This window comes from Hymenobacter glacialis (assembly GCF_001816165.1).
Classification (GTDB): Bacteria; Bacteroidota; Bacteroidia; order Cytophagales; family Hymenobacteraceae; genus Hymenobacter; species Hymenobacter glacialis.
This window is the reverse complement of record NZ_MDZC01000010.1, coordinates 37,022-55,443: the sequence shown is the minus strand read 5'-3', so window position 1 is coordinate 55,443 and position 18,422 is coordinate 37,022. Positions and strand designations below refer to the sequence as shown.

Annotated in this window: 18 protein-coding genes; 10 read left to right on the top strand and 8 right to left on the bottom strand. The window is 60.8% G+C overall.

Translation table 11 applies throughout. The features are described 5' to 3' along the window. Positions 1 to 33: 33 nt before the first annotated feature. The gene (locus BEN48_RS00245; RefSeq protein WP_070731780.1) at positions 34 to 810 is read right to left on the bottom strand and encodes an ABC transporter ATP-binding protein; all 777 of its coding nucleotides are present in this window, start codon (positions 808 to 810) and stop codon (positions 34 to 36) included. A 145-nt stretch (positions 811 to 955) separates the two neighbouring features. Continuing rightward, entirely contained in the window at positions 956 to 1,756 is an 801-nt protein-coding gene (locus BEN48_RS00240) for an MlaE family ABC transporter permease (protein WP_394330917.1), read from the bottom strand. Positions 1,757 to 2,714: 958 nt separating this feature from the next. Between BEN48_RS00240 and BEN48_RS00235 the strand changes: the two genes are divergently transcribed. The 3 genes from BEN48_RS00235 to BEN48_RS00225 all read left to right on the top strand — a co-directional run bounded on the left by BEN48_RS00235 (position 2,715) and on the right by BEN48_RS00225 (position 5,023). After that, a complete protein-coding gene (locus BEN48_RS00235; RefSeq protein ID WP_241502119.1) occupies positions 2,715 to 4,082 on the top strand; it encodes an FAD-binding oxidoreductase in 1,368 nt (455 codons plus the stop codon). Positions 4,083 to 4,195: 113 nt separating this feature from the next. Further along, complete coding sequence (locus BEN48_RS00230; protein ID WP_070731775.1) at positions 4,196 to 4,582, top strand: cupin domain-containing protein; 387 nt, start codon at positions 4,196 to 4,198, stop codon at positions 4,580 to 4,582. Between the two features lie 96 nt (positions 4,583 to 4,678). Next, the gene (locus BEN48_RS00225) at positions 4,679 to 5,023 is read left to right on the top strand and encodes a F0F1 ATP synthase subunit epsilon (protein WP_070731773.1); all 345 of its coding nucleotides are present in this window, start codon (positions 4,679 to 4,681) and stop codon (positions 5,021 to 5,023) included. 58 nt (positions 5,024 to 5,081) lie between these two features. Here BEN48_RS00225 and BEN48_RS00220 read toward each other — a convergent pair whose 3' ends face one another. The 5 genes from BEN48_RS00220 to BEN48_RS19325 all read right to left on the bottom strand — a co-directional run bounded on the left by BEN48_RS00220 (position 5,082) and on the right by BEN48_RS19325 (position 9,275). Next, entirely contained in the window at positions 5,082 to 5,939 is an 858-nt protein-coding gene (locus BEN48_RS00220; RefSeq protein WP_070731771.1) for a universal stress protein, read from the bottom strand. A gap of 212 nt (positions 5,940 to 6,151) precedes the next feature. Next, positions 6,152 to 7,015 (bottom strand): universal stress protein, encoded by an 864-nt coding sequence (locus BEN48_RS00215; RefSeq protein WP_083320607.1) that lies wholly within the window; start codon positions 7,013 to 7,015, stop codon positions 6,152 to 6,154. A 43-nt stretch (positions 7,016 to 7,058) separates the two neighbouring features. Then, positions 7,059 to 7,892, bottom strand: a complete 834-nt coding sequence (locus tag BEN48_RS00210) for a universal stress protein (protein ID WP_070731768.1) — start codon at positions 7,890 to 7,892, stop codon at positions 7,059 to 7,061. Between the two features lie 47 nt (positions 7,893 to 7,939). Next, a complete protein-coding gene (locus tag BEN48_RS00205) occupies positions 7,940 to 8,758 on the bottom strand; it encodes a universal stress protein (RefSeq protein ID WP_070731766.1) in 819 nt (272 codons plus the stop codon). A 265-nt stretch (positions 8,759 to 9,023) separates the two neighbouring features. Continuing rightward, complete coding sequence (locus BEN48_RS19325; RefSeq protein WP_070731764.1) at positions 9,024 to 9,275, bottom strand: hypothetical protein; 252 nt, start codon at positions 9,273 to 9,275, stop codon at positions 9,024 to 9,026. Between the two features lie 9 nt (positions 9,276 to 9,284). Here BEN48_RS19325 and BEN48_RS18485 point away from each other — a divergent pair, with 9 nt between their 5' ends. Then, positions 9,285 to 9,527, top strand: a complete 243-nt coding sequence (locus tag BEN48_RS18485; protein ID WP_125932400.1) for a hypothetical protein — start codon at positions 9,285 to 9,287, stop codon at positions 9,525 to 9,527. A gap of 174 nt (positions 9,528 to 9,701) precedes the next feature. On the opposite strand, the gene BEN48_RS00195 is transcribed toward BEN48_RS18485, so the two are convergent. Continuing rightward, positions 9,702 to 10,634: a flavin reductase family protein gene (locus tag BEN48_RS00195; protein WP_070731763.1), complete on the bottom strand. Its 933-nt coding sequence runs from the start codon at positions 10,632 to 10,634 to the stop codon at positions 9,702 to 9,704. Positions 10,635 to 11,024: 390 nt separating this feature from the next. On the opposite strand from BEN48_RS00195, the gene BEN48_RS00190 reads away from it, so the two are divergent. From BEN48_RS00190 to BEN48_RS00165, 6 genes are all read left to right on the top strand, one after another. After that, positions 11,025 to 11,447 carry an IS1/IS1595 family N-terminal zinc-binding domain-containing protein gene (locus BEN48_RS00190; protein ID WP_070731761.1) on the top strand — a complete coding sequence of 141 codons (423 nt, stop codon included), beginning with the start codon at positions 11,025 to 11,027 and terminating at the stop codon, positions 11,445 to 11,447. A 150-nt stretch (positions 11,448 to 11,597) separates the two neighbouring features. Next, positions 11,598 to 13,142, top strand: a complete 1,545-nt coding sequence (locus tag BEN48_RS00185; RefSeq protein WP_241502118.1) for a hypothetical protein — start codon at positions 11,598 to 11,600, stop codon at positions 13,140 to 13,142. Between the two features lie 51 nt (positions 13,143 to 13,193). After that, positions 13,194 to 14,702: an MFS transporter gene (locus BEN48_RS00180; RefSeq protein ID WP_083320606.1), complete on the top strand. Its 1,509-nt coding sequence runs from the start codon at positions 13,194 to 13,196 to the stop codon at positions 14,700 to 14,702. A 108-nt stretch (positions 14,703 to 14,810) separates the two neighbouring features. Further along, a complete protein-coding gene (locus BEN48_RS00175) occupies positions 14,811 to 15,062 on the top strand; it encodes a hypothetical protein (protein WP_241502117.1) in 252 nt (83 codons plus the stop codon). Positions 15,063 to 15,122: 60 nt separating this feature from the next. Further along, complete coding sequence (locus BEN48_RS00170; RefSeq protein ID WP_070731758.1) at positions 15,123 to 17,927, top strand: sensor histidine kinase; 2,805 nt, start codon at positions 15,123 to 15,125, stop codon at positions 17,925 to 17,927. Between the two features lie 94 nt (positions 17,928 to 18,021). Beyond that, positions 18,022 to 18,405, top strand: a complete 384-nt coding sequence (locus tag BEN48_RS00165; protein ID WP_070731755.1) for a response regulator transcription factor — start codon at positions 18,022 to 18,024, stop codon at positions 18,403 to 18,405. The last annotated feature ends 17 nt before the right edge of the window (positions 18,406 to 18,422 follow it).

The window sequence follows — 18,422 nt, the reverse complement described above, 5'->3', positions numbered from 1 at the left end:
GGATAAATGGGCGCCCGCCCAATCAGCTCGGTATCAAATGAAAAAGGCGTGCACGCGCGGGTCTTCATGTTTGGCCAGCTCCGCGTAGGTGCCCTGGGCGTAGCAGCGGCCGTCGGCGAGCAGAGCCACCCGGTCGGCTACTAGGCGCACGCTGTCCATGTCGTGGGAGATGACGAAGGCCGCCGTCTGGTACTTCTGCTGCACCTCCCGGATGAGGCCGCTGATTTCGCGTGCCGTGATGGGGTCGAGGCCGGTGGTCGGCTCATCGTAAAGAATGATTTCGGGCCGTAAAATGAGCGTGCGGGCCAGGGCGATGCGCTTGCGTTGCCCGCCGGAGAGCTCGGCCGGCATTTTTTCGGCGGTATCGCCCAAGCCTACGTCCTCCAGCGCCTGCTGCACCATCTCTTTCTCCTGGCCCCGGCGGTCGGCCAGCCACTGCCGGCGCAGCGGAAACAGCAGGTTCTCGCGCACCGTCATCGAGTCGTACAGGGCATTGCTTTGGAACAGGAAGCCCAGCTTGGCCCGCAGCTGGTCCATGGCCTCGTGGCCCAGGGTGCCAACGTCCTGCCCCAGCACCGTAATACGCCCGGAATCGGCCTTTAGCAGGCCAATAATGCACTTCACCAGCACCGACTTTCCCGAACCCGACTTGCCCAGCACCACCACGTTTTCGCCCCGGTGCAGGTTCAGGGAAAAGTCCTGCAGCACATGGTTGTCGCCAAACGATTTGGCGATGTGCTCCAGCGTAAGCACCACCTCGGCCGAGCCAGTGGGAGCAGGGGGCGGTGCCGGTTCGGTGAGGGTTTTCATGGGGTAGGGTAGTTGTTGGCCAAATAAAATAAGAACGTCATGCTGAGCTTGCCGAAGCATCTCTACCGCTTCGTTGCGGTAGTAATCAAACGAAGCGGTAGAGATGCTTCGACTACGGCTCCGCCTTCGCTCAGCATGACGTTCTTTAGTTGAAGCCCATTAGACTGGTAACCTGCACGGCCAGCAGGTCGAGAATAAATATGAGCAGCGACGATACTACCACGGCCGAGTTGGCCGCTGCTCCCACGCCGGCCGTGCCTTTGTCGGCGTAGTAGCCCTTGTAGCAACCGATGATGCCCACCGCAAATCCGAAGAAGAATGTTTTGAAGAAGGCCGGCAGCACGTCCGCGAAAGTCAATCCGCTGAGAACGTTGTTTGTAAACAGGGCAAGCGACGTAACTCCTTTGAAGTTGATGCCCACGTAAGAGGCGTAAAGGCCAATGGCATCGGCCAGCACCGTGAGCAGCGGCAGCATGAGCGTGGTGGCCAGCACCCGCGTCACTACCAGATACTTAAAGGGGTTGGTGCCCGAAACCTCCATGGCGTCAATCTGCTCCGTCACGCGCATCGAGCCCAGCTCGGCCCCGATGCTGGAGCCGATTTTACCCGCGAAAATCAGCGCCGTGATAATCGGCCCCATCTCGCGGATGATGGTCAACCCGACCATGGTCGGAATCCAGGATTCGGCCCCGAACTGGGCCATGGTGGGCCGGCTTTGCAGCGTGAGCACAAGGCCCATGATGAAGCCCGTAATGCCTACCATCGGCAGCGACTGGTAGCCCACCACGAAGCACTGATACAAAAACTCCCGCACCTCATAGCGCGGCCGAAACCCCTCGCGGAAAAACCGCCCGGTAAACTGCGCAATGGCGCCGGTTTCGGCAAGGAAAGGGCTGTTGAACACGGGGCAGTGGTTGCAAAAAGTTGTTTGGGTATCGGTACGTATTCGGCTCAAGGAGAAGCTGATAAGCAGTTGCCAAGTGACAGTAGTTCGATGGCAGCAGCCACTGCCCCGGGTACAACAGCCCCGTGCACCAGCGAGCGGGCCCGGGACCCCACCTCAGGCAGGGTGTTGTCCTGCTGAGTGTTAAGGGTATCCGGCAGTCCGTTTTCGTCCAGCAGCAGCCAACAGGCGTCGGCCCTGGTGGCAAAGCCGTCGGGCACCCTGATGCCCTGCTCAGCTTGTTTAATATATCACTTCAGAAAGCATTTTTGCCGCCCAACTGGGCCACTTTGCCGTAGGTTAGTTACCGGAAAAAAAACATGAAAGGTGCTTGTATCATAGTGAGTTGCTGAAAAAGGGTGAGGTAGGCGGCCTGACTGTTGGCATATGGCAAAGGACCGATGCGCCCCCGGCAACGGGAATGCCCAATGTCAGGCTCCGGCCATGACTTTCGTCAAGGGCGCACGGCTGGCGTGGTCGTAATCTTGTGATGGGCTATATCCTTAGCAAGTAGCTGTGTCGCAACCCAATCCTGAATGTCGATGAACCATCAAACGCACATGCCGGAAGCCGAAGGGGCTACCCATCCTGCTTCGCCACCCGCAGCCGCCCGCACCGCGGGCCGTTCGGCGGCGCAGGGGTGGGCAAAACGGTGCTGCACACGGCGTAAATTCACAACATGGCAGGCCAAATGAGCGGGGCCAGCCCGTTTTTTTGGCATTGGCGGGCGGTGTCTTTTGTAGGATTAAGACAACTGAGGAGGCCCGGCAAAAGGCTCGCAAAGTGAAAAAAGTGCAGCTGGAAAAATCAGTTTTTCCAGTTGCTTAGGCTAAAAAAACCACAGAATACAGCGAGAGATAATCTTGTGCAAATTACGGTTAGAAACATAGCAAAAACAAAATAGTAAACTCTTCAAATATTGAAAGTTATGGTAATGAAAGAGAATAGCACGCTTCCTTCCATGAGTGCGAGAGGAGCGCTGTTGCAGCCCCAGGATGCGGGCTACGACGAGGCCCGGAGGGTGTATAACGGGATGATTGACAAGCACCCGGCCTTGATTGCCCGTTGCGCCGACGTGGCCGACGTGATGGCTGCCGTAGACTATGCGCGCCAGGAGCACCTGCTGCTGGCCGTGTGCGGAGGGGGCCACAGCGGGGCCGGCATGGGCATGTGCGACGATGGCATGGTCATCGACCTGAGCCTGATGCGCGGCATCCATGTAGACCCCGAGGCGCGCACCGTGCTGGTGGAGGGGGGCTGCACGCTGGGCGACATCGACCACGCCACCCACCCCTTTGGGCTGGCGCTGCCCAGCGGCATCATTTCCACTACCGGCATTGGGGGCATCGCGCTGGGCGGGGGCATGGGCTACCTGTCGCGCCGTTTCGGGCTCACTATCGACAGCCTCCTGGAGGCCGATGTGGTGCTGGCGGAGGGCCGCCTGGTAAAAGCCAGTGCCGAGCACAACCCCGACCTGTTCTGGGCCCTGCGCGGGGGCGGCGGCAACTTCGGCGTGGTCACGTCCTTCCTGTTTCGGCTGCACCCGGTGGATATTGTGCAGGCCGGCCCCATGTTCTGGGAGCTGGACGATGCGGCGGAGATGATGCGCTGGTACCGCGACTACATGCCCCAGGCCAAGGACGACATGTACGGCTTCTTCGCCTTCCTCACCGTACCGCCCGTCATCGACCACTTCCCCGAACACTTGCACGGGCACAAGATGTGCGGCATCGTGTGGTGCTACACCGGGGCCGAGGCCGGGGCTGAGGCTGCGTTTCAACCAGTGCGTGACTTCAAAAAGCCGGCCCTTGATTTGGTGGGCCCCAAGCCCATGCCGGCGGTGCAGAGCATGTTCGACGGCTTGTACCCGCCCGGGCTGCACTGGTACTGGAAGGCTGATTTCGTGAAGGAATTGCCCGATGAGGCGATTGAGCAGCACGTGCGGTTTGCCCGCCAGCTGCCCACCATGCACTCCACCATGCACCTGTACCCCATCGACGGGGCCGCGGGCCGGGTGGAGCAGTCGGCCACGGCCTGGAATTTCCGCGACGCTACCTGGTCGATGGTGATTGTGGGCGTGGACCCCGACGCGGCCAACGATGAGGCCATTACGAGCTGGGCCAAAGCGTATTGGGAGGCGCTGCACCCGTACTCGGCGGGTGGGGCCTACGTCAACTTCATGATGGAGGAAGGCGAGGAGCGCGTGCGGGCCACCTACGGGCCGCACTACGAGCGGCTCTCTAAAATCAAAGCCAAGTTCGACCCCAACAACCTGTTTCGGGTAAACCAGAACATCAAGCCTGCGGCCCGCCACCCCGCGCCGGAGTGAGTGCAGGCCAGTGGCCGGGGCAGCGCCGGATAGTCATGCTCAGACAATCCCAGCATAACTGTGTGGCGAATATTGAAATACACTCAATATCATGAACTTAAATTTCCGAAATCATGAAAATCTCAAAAGATGACATCGAAGTCAAAATGGATATTCCTGGAGCTGTTCTTCGCCAAAAAACTGAATTCGGTAGTGCTGCCGGATTGGGTATGATTAGCGCCGAGTATTTCAGCCTTGCCGAAGGCGTTGACACAACCCCGCTGTTTGTGGGGCTTCAAGGAAATTTGTGCCAGTGCCCGCACTGGGGCTACCTGCTGAGCGGTCAGGTGACCGCAACGGACGCTAGTGGCACCGAAGAGACTGTAAATGCGAATGACCTTTTTTACTGGCCTCCGGGGCATAACGTAAAAGTATATGCAGATGCAGAGATGATTCTGTTCAGTCCCCAGCACGAGCATACACTGGTAATCAATCACATGATTGAAAAGACCAAAGGGTAGGGGCGGCCGGGCCGCACGACCCCGGCTATGGGCTACGTCGGCTCGCTCTGCCTGGCGGGCTGGTTTTTATTCCCCTCTATTTAGGCCATTGCCCATGTGTCGACCCTAAACCTGAAGGTGCTGCTGCCGTTCCGCGTGTTCCTCAACATCGGCCAGGTAAGCCGCATCGTGCTGGAAACCAGTGCCGGCGCGTATGGCCTGCTGCCCCGGCGGCTGGATTGCGTGGCGGCCCTGGTACCCGGTGTTTTCACATACCAAACCGCCGATGGCCAGGTGCATTACCTGGTCGTGAATGAAGGCGTGCTGCTCAAAGCGGGGCCAGACGTGTCGCTGCGCAACGCCTTCGGCGGGGCCGACCTCGGCCCGATCCGCCACTCGGTGGAGCGGGCCTTCCGCAGCCGCAACGCCGAAGAGCAGGTGGCCTGCGCCACCCTGCGGTAAATAGAAACCCTACCTGCTCCCCCGGCTCGAAACGCTGCTGGGATATTAATGAATTGATTTAAAATGAATTATACAAATGCGCATGGTCCGTAGGCAGCACCAGTACCGGCACCGGGCAGGTTTGCAGGAGCCGCGCCGTGACGCTGCGGTGGAACAATTCGCTAAAATAGCTGCGCTGCCGGGCCAGCACCACTATCAGGTCGGCGCGGGTGTCTTGCACGGCGGCTAGCAGGCCCCGGGCGTAGTTGCCGTATTCGTAGCTAAGCAGTTCCGGGGCGGGCAGGCCCTCAAAGAGGCGGCTGCCCAGCACGGCTTTCTCCGCCAGGCCATAGCCTAGGCCGTCTTCGAGCGCACCCGCCACGTGCACAACATGGTATTTGGTACGGGGCAGGGCCAATAGCTCCCGCAAAGGCAGGCTGTTGTCTGCCAGTCGGAACGGCTCGCGGTCGGCGGCAATCAGGATGCGGCGCGGCATGTGGTCCGTTGGGGTTGCCAGGGGCAGCACCAGCACGGGGTAATTGGTTTGGAGTAGGTCGGCACAGGCGTCGACTACTTCCTCGTCCTCATCATCAGGAGGTCCCTGACTTATTACGAACATAAGTGGGTGGTGGTGCTTGGCCAAGTCCTGTACCAGGGCCGGCGGCAGGTCGGGTGGGAGCTGGGCCGCAGGATGTTCGTGGAGCTTATAAGCCTCGCTGGCTTGGTCGGTGGCCGTGCTCTGGCACTGCTGCCCATCGGGCTCGAAGAGAGAGGCCGTAAGCGTGCCGGGCGTTGTCATCGATTGTCCGCTCACGCGCAGCTGTAGTACCTGGCCGTTCACGCTTTGGGCCAGCGTGCTGGCATAGCACAGGCAGTGGTTCGGTGCTGCCGTATCCTCGGCAAAAGCAACAAATGTCAGAGGTTTTTGGGGCGTCATGCGTCAGAGTGCCGGCCTGAGGGCGGTGAGTACGGTGATGGCATAGCTGGCGGCGTTACCGAAGCCAAGCGTTTCGGTAAAGGTAACAGCCGGCACCGTGGACACCACCAGCACCGGCACAGGGCAGTATTACAGCCGCTGGGCCGCTACGCTACGCTGTAATGCTACCCTGAGCTACCTGCGCTGCCTGGCCATCACCCCGGCCCGGTCGGTTAACTCATCGACGGCATATAGTCGGGCTGGTCCGGGGCGTTGGCGGGCAGCAGCAGCACCGGTACGGGGCAGCCGTGCAGCACCTGGGCCGTAACGCTGCGATGAAACAGCCGGCCCAAAAAGCTGCGGGGCCGGGCAATGAGAATCAGCAAATCAGGCTGCTCCTCGGCCACGGCGCGCAGCACCACGGCGGCCGGGTCGTGGTCGTCATCGTCGTAAAGGGCACCTGGCGCATCCTGGGGCAGCAGCTCGCGCAGCGGCCCGCTGAGCTGCCCATAGCGGCCGGGCTGCTCAATCCCGGTCACGACCTTGCGCACGTGCATCACCGAAAAAGTAGCCTGCCAGCTCGCCAGCAGTGGTGCCAAAGCAAGGGAGCTGGCGCTGAGGGCGAAAAAATCGTTGTCGACAGCCACCAGCACGTGGCGCGGCCGGGCGGGGGGCGGGCTGGCTTCGGGTACCAGCAGCAGCGGCCGGTGGGTGGCGCGCAGCACAGGCAGTGCATGGTTGCGCAGCATGTAGTCAAGCAGGTCTTTCTCGGCGCTCAGGCCCATGGCCAGCAGCAGCGGGTGGAAGCGCGTAATCACTTCCTGCACGGCATCGGGCATGGGGGCCATGAGCACTGTTACCTCGGCCGGCACGGGCAGGCGCTGGGCTATGGCCTGCAGCGCGGCTTTTGTCTCAGCCTCCTGCTGAGGGAAGTGAGGTGTGGCGACAATCGCCACATCACTAATTGGCAAAGGCGGCTGGTAAACATTGACCAGCGCCAGGTGCACGCGCAGCGGCGCCCCCAGCGCGGCAGCGCACTGGGCCGCTTGCTCGGCCGCGGCGGAGAGGTTCACCAGCACAACGAAAGAAGGATTCATGGCAGTAGAAGGTTGAGCAAGCTGTTGGGAAAAGGCCCTGCGGCTAGTCGCGCGCAGGCAGCGCCAGCACGGGAATAGGGCTTTGCTCAAGGAGCCGGGCCGTGATGCTGCTGTGGAACAAGCTGCCCACCAAACTGTGCTGCCGGGCCACCACCACCAGCATATCGGCCCGCAGGCGCTTGGCTTCGGCCAGAATGCCTGCCGCTACATCGGGCGCGTGGTGCACGTGCAGCCGGCTGAGCGGCATGGCCGGCACCGCGTCGTCGAGGCGAATGGTGCTGAGCACGGTAATAGCGTCGGGACGGGCAGGTTTGCCGTCTGGTATAAAAACAGCGTCCAGCGTGGCCTGTGGGCTGGCCAGCAGCTGGCGCACGTGGTCCGGGAGGGGGTGCAGGTCAAACGGCGCGCCGTCTACGGCCAGAAGCAAGCGGCGTGGTACGGCCGCCACCGGAGCGTTTCCTTCGGCCGCGTTGGGCACCACCAGTACCGGGCACAGTGCCATTGCCAGCAGCTGCTGGGCCGTGCCGGCTGCTATTTCCACGGGTTGTTCGGCGGCGCCGGGCTGGCCCAGCACCAGCAGCTGGCCCTGGTGCGCCAGCACGGTCTGCTGCACGGCATCCGGAAAAAACTCTTCCGATACCACCAGTTCGGTGGGTGACGGCTGGCCAGTGGTCAACTGCATAAATTCCCGCTGCTTTTGCCGCTTGTTCCACTCGGTGCGCGGGGTGCCCCTTTCCCCAGGGCCGTGCAGGCCATCCTGGCATACGTGCAGCAGCACCACGCGGGCCTGCTGGGCAGCTGCCAGCCCGGTGGTGTAAGCCAGCGCCTGTGGATAGACGGTAAAAAAATCGGTTAAAACAATGAAAGATGGGCTCATGGCAGGGAGTTAGGCAACGGGAAAGTTCCGGGTAGGCAAGGGGTGGGCTAATCTTCGGCGGGCAATATCAGCACCGGAATGGAACTGCGCTCGATGAGTTGGGCCGTGACGCTGCGATGAAACAGGCTGCCCATAAGGCTGTGGTGCCGGGCCACCACCACCAGCAGGTCGGTCTCCTGCCGTTGGGCTTCAGCCAGTACGCCATCCACTATCGACCGGTTGTACACTTCGTAGAGCTGGCTGGGGTGCAGCTTCTCGGTCAGGTCGTTGGCAGCCACGGTTTGGAGAATGGTTTCAGCCCCCAGGCGGGCGTGGCTGTCGTCGGCCACTCGCACCATTGCCAGCGTGCCCGCTGCCACATGCAACAGTTGCCGGACCACGTCCTGGTGCTGCCGCAGCACAAACGGCTCGCCGTCTACTGCCAGCAGCAGGCGGCGGGGCGGAAAAGCCTCCGCGCCGGGGGGCGGCACCACCAGCAGCGGATGGGGCACGCCAATGAGCAGGTCCATGGCCGTGCCGGTCATTATTGCCAAGGGCGTATCAGTGCCACCGGGCCGGCCCAGCACCAGCATAAGGGGCCTATGATGGCGCACGGCGTCGCGCACGGCCTCCGGCAGCTCCCGTTCCGACACGTTGACCTGGGTGGGCACGGGCTGCTCGTCGGCCAGCGTTTGCAGGGCCTGGTCGGTGGTGTGGTCGCTGATGGGGGAGTAAGGGCTGTTGTCCATCGGGGCCAGCAATACGTCGTGGCGGGCGTGCAGCAGCACCAGTTCCGCTTTCAGGGGAATGGCCAGCCCGGCAGCATAGGAAAGCGCCCGGTTGGTGACAGCATAGAAATCGGTGAGTACCACAAGGGGGGAGGCCATGGGAGTAAGGAAAAAAGGTGGACGAATGGAATGACCGGCGGGCCGTGTGGCAAGAGTTGAGTGAAGGGGGGGGGTATGGCTCCGGCTACAAAGGCATAATGTTGATGCTCACGAATATTGCCGTGTTGAATTATGAATACGAAGTGGCCGCTGATACACTGCCGACCCTTCGCCAACGTGCATTGCTGTGGCTCCTGTTGGTGTAAAATTCAGCCAGGATGGCGGCCATCTCTATGACAAGAATTGCGGCATCAGATGACATTTGTCAAGGCCGGATGCTTCCCCCAATGCCCAACCCAAACATATCGGCAAACGCCAGCTCCCAGCCCGGCCAGCTGCGCAGGGGCGGCAGCAGCTTGGGCAGCAGCAGCAGCAGGGCCAGCACCGCGAGGGCAGCCACGGCCGCAGGTCCGGCCGGGGAGCGCCGGGCGTGCGCAAATACGGCACGGCCAGCCCCAGCATCACCAATGTCCCAAACACGGTGGCTAGCTCCGGGGCCAGCGCGGCCAGGGTGCAAAATGGCAGCGTGAAGAATTTCATCCAGGCAAAGTGGCCCGGGATAGCCGGCGCCCTTCGCTGTAGCCAGCCGGACTCCGGCTCAGCCCAAGGTTCGTCAGGCGTCGCCCCCAATGGCATGACACAAATTATCCGAAGCCTTGATTTTTCCCAAGTGTGGCTGTTTTACCTTCCTTGGAAGCTGTTTGAATTGTTTCAGAACGTCCTGCTCATCCGGCATCCGCTTGCCGAAGCCACACCATCGGAGCAGTAAATCTGATTATTTACGCGGTAGAGAGGCTTCAACAAGCGGATGCCGGATGAGCAGGACGTTCTAAATTCCGTGCGCCTACTTCCGCACGAGTACTTGACGTGGTAAAGGCGTTTCGCCTGCGCTTAGTAAAACCCTTCCAGCTTAAACCCGGTCAACCCAGACAGCCTCTCGGTATCACCGCTGTTCTCCATTGTTAAGCAGCACTTTCCAGGCGTCCACCAGGCGTCCTTCGGCCAGAAACTGGCGGCCCAGCTGCAGCAGCTGCTTCTTCAGCTCCGGGGCATCATCGCGGTACTTGTTTAGCAGGTAGCCCACCATCGGCTCGGTATTGAATTCCTGCACTTGCGTGAGGGTGGGCAGGGCGCCGCGCTCAATGTTGGCTAAGCGGCCCAGCTCGTTGCCGGTGAGCACGTCGCTGTTGCGCAGGTGCTCGGGCAGCTGGTCGATGCCAATGCCGATGTGGCGGTTGGGCTTGGGCACTTCGAAGAGGCTGGCGCCGCTGGCCCGGCAGTACCAGTCGCCGCCGAGGCGGGCCACGGCGTCGAGCCGGAACGGGTCGATGCCGGTGGCGTCGGGCAGCAAAATGTCGTGCCGGAAATGGGCCCGCACCACCCGGCAAACGATGAGGTTGCCGGCGCCGTTGTTCTGGCCCAGCTCAATCACCTGCTCCACTATGCACTCGAATGAGGCCGGGGCCTCGGCCACGCGCGGCGGCCGCACCAGCTCCGAGGTCAGCTCGGTGAGGCCCGCTTTGGTGAATTCGTTGACGCCCTTTTCGTACTCGGTGCTGGCCAGCGACATCTGCTCCACCATGGCAAAATCGCAGATGTTGATGACTACTTCGGCCACATCGCGCACGTTTTGCAGGGTGTGCTTCTGGGTGTTGTCGCGCACACGGTTGGCCGGCGAAAACACCAGAATAGGCGGGTTGGAGCTGAAAGCGTTGAAGAAGCTATACGGGCTGAGGTTCACACGTCCTTCGGCATCAACGGTGCTCGCAAAAGCTACCGGCCGCGGGGCCACCGCGCCCACCATAAAGGGGTGCCACTCGCTGGGCTTCAGGTCGGCGGGGGTAATGGAGTGGAACGTGTGCTCAGAAGTTGGCATAATGGGCTAGGGAAGTGGTAAGGGCTTGACTGGGTAAAGCTAGAGGGCACTGGCCGCTTAAGCGTAGGGAATGCAGATAGCAAAGGGAATGCGAGGCAGCATTGGCCGGCACCAGTGTATTATTTCAGGGTCTGAAACCCTTTGTCAAACAATAGGTTAACAGGGAATGCTATTTTTGCCGACGCTGGTTCATCCCCCTCTGTCAACTATCACACACGAGTTGTGCCGCATTTATGAAGGCGAAGGACTAATTTCGGCAAATTGCTGTGACTGGTTTGGCTATCAAAGCGGAGATATCTCAATCTTATCGAATACCGGTTATTTGCTAAATAGGTATATGTTTGCTTAATTGCTGTAGCTTTACCCTTCTCCTGTGCAAATAACCGCCTAATGACTGCTCCGGCCTGCCCCAAATGCGAATCATCGGAAGCCACCAAAAGCGGGGTGGTGAACAACCGGCAGCGGTTTAAGTGCCGGGCGTGTGGCTACCACTACACGGTGGCCAAAATTGGCCGGGAAGTAGATACCTACTACGTGATTAAGGCGTTGCAGCTGTACATTGAAGGGGTGAGCTACCGGGAAATTGAACGGCTGCTGGGCGTGAGCCACGTGAGCGTGATGAACTGGGTGAAGAAGTACGGGGTGCGCGCGCCGCGCCAAACCGATTATCACCCCACTTACAAAATCATGAGCCAGGCCGAACTGGGCGCATTTTTTCAGGTGCCCAGCAACCTGAAAGGCGCTGGTATGGTGGTGACGGAGCTGGGGGATAAGTTTATGGTGATTCGTTGGGAGCGGTTCCGGGCCAGGTAGGCGGTAGCAAGCTATAGGCGTTTAGCAAAACGACCACTGCGGGTAGATTACGGGATGAGGCGGGTGCTATTTAGGCCTTGCTAATTCGGTGATGGCGCGTGCGCCATCCAGATTTGGTCAGTTCCCACCCTAATTAACCTCTTTCCGCTTATGCGAAATTCTCGCTACGCATTGTCTCTGAGCGGCCTGTTGCTGGCCGCCACCGCCGCTACGGCGCAAGTGCAGCCGCCACCTTCTAGCAGCCAGCCCGTACCGCCACCTGCTGCACCGGTCGCACCACCAGCGCCGGTTGTTGCCACCGAATCGGTGCCCTACGGGCCGGGCATGAAGGTGAACATCTCGTCCGACGGCTCCAAGTACCTCCGCTTTATCACCTGGCACCAGGTGTACGCTCGCTTTACGGAAAACAACACCGGTACCACACGGGCGGCCGGCAAGCCACAGGACAGCCAGTTCGACTTCGCGCTGCGTCGCTCGCGCGCCATCATTCTGGCCCAGCTCAACCCGCGTTTTCTGGTGTACACCCACTTTGGCATCAACAACCAAACGGCCGTTAACGGGGGCGTTTTGGCTACCGATGGCAAAAAGCCACAATTGTTTGTGCACGAAGCGGTAGTGGAATTTAAGGTAAATAAATACCTGAGCCTGGGCACTGGCATGCACTACCAGAACGGCCTTTCGCGCATGACGCGGTCGAGCACCCTCAACTACCTGGCCATGGACGCGCCGGTCACGAACTGGCCTACCATCGAGGCCATCGACCAGTTTGCCCGGGGCATTGGCGCCTACGCCAAGGGCCGGGTGGGCAAGCTCGACTATGCGCTGAGCGTGAACGAGTCCATGCTAACCAATCAGACGGGGGCCTTTAGCACGCCCCTGGGCCTGGGAACTACCACCGGCACGGGAAGTACGGCCACCAACCAGGGCACCAATAGGGCACAGTATAACCCACAGGGTACCAATCATATTTACCAGGGTTACTTCAGCTATGAGCTGTTTGACCAGGAGTCCAACCTGCTGCCCTTCAACGTGGGCACTTACCTGGGCACCAAGCGCGTGTTAAACTTCGGTGGTGGCTTCTTCTACAACCAGGACGGCATGGTGTCGCGGCCAACCAACAGCGTGCTCGACGCAGCCGGTATTTCGGCCGCTGGCACGGGCATTACCGCATTCAACAACTCGGCCAACGGCGTGCAGAAGCACGACATCGGCCTGTGGTCGCTGGATGCCTTCTACGACACGCCCGTGAACAAGGAAACGGGCACGGCTTTTACCTTCTATGGGGTGTACTACAACTTCGACATGGGCCCAAACCACGTGCGCTTCATCGGCCTGGCCAACCCCGGCTACGGCGTTGTATCGGGTGATGCATCGCGCCGCGGCAACGCCGTTCCCCAATCGGGCACCGGCCAGGTGGGCTACGCCCAGGCGGGCTTCCTGATGCCCAAAAACCTGCTGGGCCCCAAGCTGCGGGTGCAGCCCTACGCGGCCTACCAGCTGGCGGGCTACGAGGGCCTGAAGACCACTTCCGGCGACCAGAAGAACGTGAACATTTTTGACGGAGGCGCCAACTTTTACATCGACAGCCACAACGCCAAGTTCACCATCAACTACCGCGCCCGGCCCGACTTCACCAACGTGAACAGCGTGAAGTACCGCCCCGAAATCACCATGCAGACGCAGGTATTCTTGTAGGGCCTGACCATAGCTGAACCATCCACCGCACCCTTAAATCCCGCTTGAAAAATGGAAAAAACTACTTCCTCCACGTTTGGGCACCCTGCGGATAATACCGCGGATGTCCACGACAACAACAAGACGCCAACCAACAAAATATGGCAGGTGATAACGGCCTCTTCGGTAGGTACGGTCATTGAGTGGTACGATTTTTACATTTTCGGCTCGTTGGCAACCATCATCGCCACCCAGTTTTTCCCCAAAACCAACCCACTTGCGGCCTTGCTGAGCACGCTGGCGGCATTCGCAGTGGGCTTTGTGGTGCGGCCCTTTGGTGCGGTGGTGTTTGGTCGCATCGGCGACATGGTGGGGCGGAAGTATACCTTTCTGCTCACGCTGATTCTGATGGGCGGCTCCACGTTCGCCATTGGCCTGGTTCCAAACTATGCCACCATTGGCGTAGCTGCGCCCATTCTCATCTTTTTATTGCGCGTGGTGCAGGGCTTGGCACTGGGCGGTGAGTACGGCGGCGCCACCACCTACGTGGCAGAGCACGCCCCCGACAGCCGCCGCGGCTACTACACGAGCTTCATTCAAACCACGGCAACGGTGGGCCTCTTCATCAGCATTGCCGTTATCGTGGGCACTCGCCTCACAGTGGGCGATGCCGAGTTTAAGGAGTGGGGCTGGCGCATTCCGTTCCTGCTTTCTTCGGTGCTGTTGGTCGCTTCCTACGTTATCCGCCGGCGCCTGAACGAGTCGCCCTTGTTCGAGAAGGCCAAGAAGGAAGGCACCGTGAGCACGTCGCCCCTGCGCGACTCTTTCGTGGAGCCTGTGAATCGCCGCCTCGTACTGTTGGCCCTGTTTGGTGCCACCATGGGCCAGGGTGTGATTTGGTACACCGGGCAGTTTTACGCCTACTTCTTCATGCAGACGGTGCTCAAACTGGAGCAGATTCCGGCCAGTATTATCTTGTGCGTGGCCCTGCTGGCCGCCACTCCGTTCTTCATCTACTTCGGCAGCCTGTCGGACCGCATCGGCCGTAAGCGCATCATCATGACCGGCATGCTGTGCGGGGTACTGTTCACGTTCCCCATTTTTTACGGGCTGACGCAGTTTGCGGGCCAGGCCGTGGAAAAAACCGCCGCCATTCCCGCCACCGTGGATGCGGCCGGAGTGGCCGTGGCCGCCGTACCCGCCGTGATGGTGGCCAACGATTACCAGATGCTGCCCATGATAGCGCTGGTTTTTTGCCTGGTGTTGTTCGTGACCATGGTGTACGGCCCCATTGCGGCCTACCTCGTCGAGCTGTTCCCCACCAAAGTGCGTTACACCTCGCTTTCGGTACCGTACCACATTGGCAACGGCATTTTTGGGGGCCTGGTGCCGCTTATTTCAACGGCCATGGTAGCGTACGCGGCTTCCCAGCCCAGCGGGTTTCTCCAGGAGCACAGCATCTACTTTGGCCTGGTGTACCCGGTGGTCATTGCCGCCATTTGCTTCCTTTATGGCTCAATCAACATGAAGGATATCCGCAACGTGAAGCTGATGGACGAACACCCATCGGCGGGGGCCTAGCCAATTCTCCAGCCTACTTTGAGTCTGGTAAAAAGCCGCTGGTCCCTTGGGCCAGCGGCTTTTGCGTTAAATTGAAGGGCTGCCACTCCCTGGCAGCGCGCCCGCTTCATGCCCGACTTCAAGCCCGATAATCCCATGCCTACCCGCCGGCGCGCCATTCGCACCGAGCCCCGCCTGGGGCAGCGCCTGCTGTTTTTATCGGTTCTGTTTGGGGTGCTGCTCAGCTTCCCGGTGCTTGGGGTGTTCGACCACGAGACCCGGGTGGGCGGCGTGCCCAGCTTGTACCTCTACATCCTGCTCACCTGGGTGCTGCTGGTGGCCATCACCGGGTTTCTGGTTCGCAAATCGTCCGGGGACTGACCTCGCTGCGGCGCCTGTTTTGTTTCGGCCAGCTAGTAGCGCTGCCTTTTGCCTCCCCTCATGTCCAAGCTGCTCGTCATAGCTTTTTCGTTCGGCTACCTGGCCCTGCTGTTCGGCGTGGCTTACGCGGCAGAGCGCCGCTCGGCCGCCCGCAAAAGCTTGGTGAGCAACCCCTACGTGTACGCCCTGAGCATGGCCGTGTACTGCACCGCCTGGACGTACTATGGCAGCGTGGGCCGGGCGGCCAGCTACGGTCTGGAATTCGTGAGTATCTATCTGGGTCCCACGCTCATGGCCCCGCTTTGGTGGCTGGTGCTCCGCAAAATAATCCGGGTGTGCCGGCAGCAGCGCCTCACTTCCATCGCCGATTTTATCTCGGCCCGCTACGGCAAAAGCGCCGCGCTCGGAGCCCTGGTCACAGTGGTGTGCGTGCTGGGCATTGTGCCGTACATCGCGCTGCAAATCAAGGCCATTGCGGCCTCTTTTGTGACCATGACTGGAAGCCCGGCCGGGGGCGATGGCCCGGCGGCAGGCACGGCACTCTACACCACGGGCGCGCTGGCTGTGTTCACCATTCTGTTTGGGGTGCGGTCGGTAGAAGCCACCGAGCGCCACGAGGGCATCGTGCTGGCGGTGGCCGTGGAGAGCCTGCTCAAGCTGGTGGCGTTTCTGGCCTTGGGCATTTTTGTCACATTCGGGCTATTTAACGGATTTACTGACGTTTTTGACCAGGCGGCAGCGGTGCCGGCGCTGCGGCGGCTGTTTACCCTGCAGGGGTCGGGCACGAGCAGCGCCGAATGGTTCACGCTGCTGATGCTCAGCATGTCGGCGGTGCTACTGCTGCCCCGGCAGTTTCAGGTAGCGGTGGTGGAAAACGTGGACGAAAACCACCTGCGCAAGGCCATGTGGCTTTTTCCACTGTATCTGATTATCATTAATCTGTTTGTGCTGCCCGTGGCTTTTGGGGGCATGCTGAAGCTGGGCGCCAGCGGCATCGACGCCGACACCTTCGTGCTGGCCCTGCCGCTGGCGGTGGGGCAGTCGGGGCTGGCACTGTTCACCTACCTGGGTGGCATATCGGCGGCCAGCAGCATGATTATCGTCGAAACCATCGCCTTGAGCGTGATGATGAGCAACCACCTGCTCATGCCGGTGCTGGTGCGGGTGCCCGCGGCCCGGCCCGCGCTCCAAACCCGCTGGTTTGCTTACCTGGGCCGGGTGGCGCTGCAAAGCCGGCGCCTGGCCGTGGTAGCGGTGCTGCTGCTGGCCTACGCCTACTACGTGGGCGTGGGCAAAGAGCTGCCGCTGGTCAACACGGGCCTGGTGTCCTTTGCGGCCGTGGCGCAGTTTGTGCCCGCCGTGCTGGGGGGGCTGTACTGGAAAGGTGGCACCCGGCGCGGGGCCACGGTGGGCCTGTTGGTGGGGTTTGGCGTGTGGTTTTTCACGCTGGTGCTGCCCACCATGGTGGGGCCGGGCAAACTGCCGGGGTCCATTCTTACCGAGGGCGTGGCAGGGGTGTCTTGGCTGCGGCCTTTTGCACTTTTTGGGCTCGATGGCCTCGATTACCTGTCGCACGGCTTGTTCTGGAGCTGGTTTTTTAATTTTGGGTTGTATGTGGGTGTCTCACTTGCCGTGCCACCCACGGCCCTGGAGCTACGCCAGGCCGATGTATTCGTGGATGTATTCCAACGCCGCAGCCTGGCCGAGGAAGTAGCCGGCTGGCAGGGGCAGACCCCGTTTCCGGATGTGCGGGCACTGCTGCTGGGATTTTTAGGGAAGAAGCGCACCAACCAGGCCCTGCGCACTTTTGCCTCGCGCTTTCCCGATGCCCTGCTGCTGCCCACGGAACAAGCCCCCGGCCCTGACCTTACCTCCGCCGACCCGCGCCTGCTGACCTATGCCGAGAAGCTGCTGGCAGGCAGCCTGGGCCCGGCATCGGCCCGGCTCTTGTTGGCCTCGGTGGCGGGGGTGGAGCAAATAAGCTACGACAACGTGGTGGGCATTCTCAGGGAAAGCCAGCAGCTGCTGGAGGCCAACCGGCAGCTCCAAAAGCAGTCGCGCCAGCTGCAACGCCTCACCGACGAACTGCGGGCCGCCTACGACCAACTGCAGGCCCTGGACCAGCGCAAAGACGAGTTCCTGTACACCGTGACGCACGAGCTGCGCACGCCGCTCACCAGCATTCGGGCGCTGGCCGAAATCCTGGCCGACAACCCCGACCTGGAGGAAGCCGAGCGGCAGCGCTTCCAGCTCACCATCACCCGCGAAGCCGAGCGCCTGACGCGCCTCATCTCGCTGGTGCTTGATTTGGAGAAATTCGAATCCGGACAGGCAATTCTGGAGCGCGCTCCGGTGGCGGTGGCCGACTTGCTTCACGAAGCCGTGGAGGCCGTAGAGCAGCTCCTGCGCGACAAGCACATTGCCCTGGACCTGGCCGTGCCCGCCGCATTGCCCGACCTGCCCGCCGACCGCGACCGGCTGATGCAGGTGCTGGTAAACCTGCTTTCTAATGCCATCAAAGCCTGTCGGTCCGATGGCTCCGGCCGCATCAACCTTGCGGTGAGCTACACGGCCCCTGTTTACGGCGTGCCGGCCGAGGGCGCGGCGTTGGTGCTGACGCTCGTGGTGGCCGATAACGGCAAAGGCATTCCCACGGTGGAGCAGGAGCACATTTTTGAGAAGTTCTTCCAGGCCCGCCACCAAACCACCCGTAAGCCCGAAGGCACCGGCCTGGGCCTAGCCATTACCAAAAAGATTGTGGAGCTCCACCACGGGCGCCTGTGGGTGGAAAGCCAGCCCAACCACGGCGCCAGATTCTATGTGGAGCTACCCGTGGAGCCCGTATCCGAACTCACCACTTATTAACGATTAACGATTAATGGTTAGTGAGATTAATATTCAGGCTTAACCGCTAACCGCTAACTATTACTCCTTTTCTCTGCCCTCTCACCCACCTGCTATGAAAGTGCCCCACATTCTGATTGTTGACGATGAGCCCAACATCGTCATGTCCCTTGAATTTCTGATGCGCAAAAATGGCTACCAGGTAGGCATTGCCCGCAACGGCACCGAAGCCCTGGCCGCCATTGCGCAAACCTGCTACGACCTGGTGCTGCTTGATGTAATGATGCCCGATGTGGACGGCTATCAGGTGTGCAGGGAACTCCGGGAGCTGCCCGGAAACGAGAACACCAGAGTCATCTTCCTATCGGCCAAAAGCCGGGAGGCCGATGTGCAAAAAGGCTATGAAGTAGGGGCCGACCTTTATATTTCCAAACCATTCAGCACCCGCCAGCTCGTGGAAAAAGTGCGCGAGCTCCTTGCTCACCCCGTGAGCCGATAGGACCGCCAACACCTTGC

Coding starts and splice junctions, on each gene's coding strand:
- BEN48_RS00215 (WP_083320607.1), bottom strand. CDS start 7,015: ATGAATCCTTCTTTCGTTGTGCTGGTGAACCTCTCCGCCGCGGCCGAG.
- BEN48_RS00175 (WP_241502117.1), top strand. CDS start 14,811: ATGCCCGACTTCAAGCCCGATAATCCCATGCCTACCCGCCGGCGCGCC.
- BEN48_RS00190 (WP_070731761.1), top strand. CDS start 11,025: ATGACTGCTCCGGCCTGCCCCAAATGCGAATCATCGGAAGCCACCAAA.
- BEN48_RS00205 (WP_070731766.1), bottom strand. CDS start 8,758: ATGGCCTCCCCCCTTGTGGTACTCACCGATTTCTATGCTGTCACCAAC.
- BEN48_RS00220 (WP_070731771.1), bottom strand. CDS start 5,939: ATGACGCCCCAAAAACCTCTGACATTTGTTGCTTTTGCCGAGGATACG.
- BEN48_RS00185 (WP_241502118.1), top strand. CDS start 11,598: ATGCGAAATTCTCGCTACGCATTGTCTCTGAGCGGCCTGTTGCTGGCC.
- BEN48_RS00210 (WP_070731768.1), bottom strand. CDS start 7,892: ATGAGCCCATCTTTCATTGTTTTAACCGATTTTTTTACCGTCTATCCA.
- BEN48_RS00180 (WP_083320606.1), top strand. CDS start 13,194: ATGGAAAAAACTACTTCCTCCACGTTTGGGCACCCTGCGGATAATACC.
- BEN48_RS00235 (WP_241502119.1), top strand. CDS start 2,715: ATGAGTGCGAGAGGAGCGCTGTTGCAGCCCCAGGATGCGGGCTACGAC.
- BEN48_RS00245 (WP_070731780.1), bottom strand. CDS start 810: ATGAAAACCCTCACCGAACCGGCACCGCCCCCTGCTCCCACTGGCTCG.
- BEN48_RS00170 (WP_070731758.1), top strand. CDS start 15,123: ATGTCCAAGCTGCTCGTCATAGCTTTTTCGTTCGGCTACCTGGCCCTG.
- BEN48_RS00165 (WP_070731755.1), top strand. CDS start 18,022: ATGAAAGTGCCCCACATTCTGATTGTTGACGATGAGCCCAACATCGTC.
- BEN48_RS00230 (WP_070731775.1), top strand. CDS start 4,196: ATGAAAATCTCAAAAGATGACATCGAAGTCAAAATGGATATTCCTGGA.
- BEN48_RS00195 (WP_070731763.1), bottom strand. CDS start 10,634: ATGCCAACTTCTGAGCACACGTTCCACTCCATTACCCCCGCCGACCTG.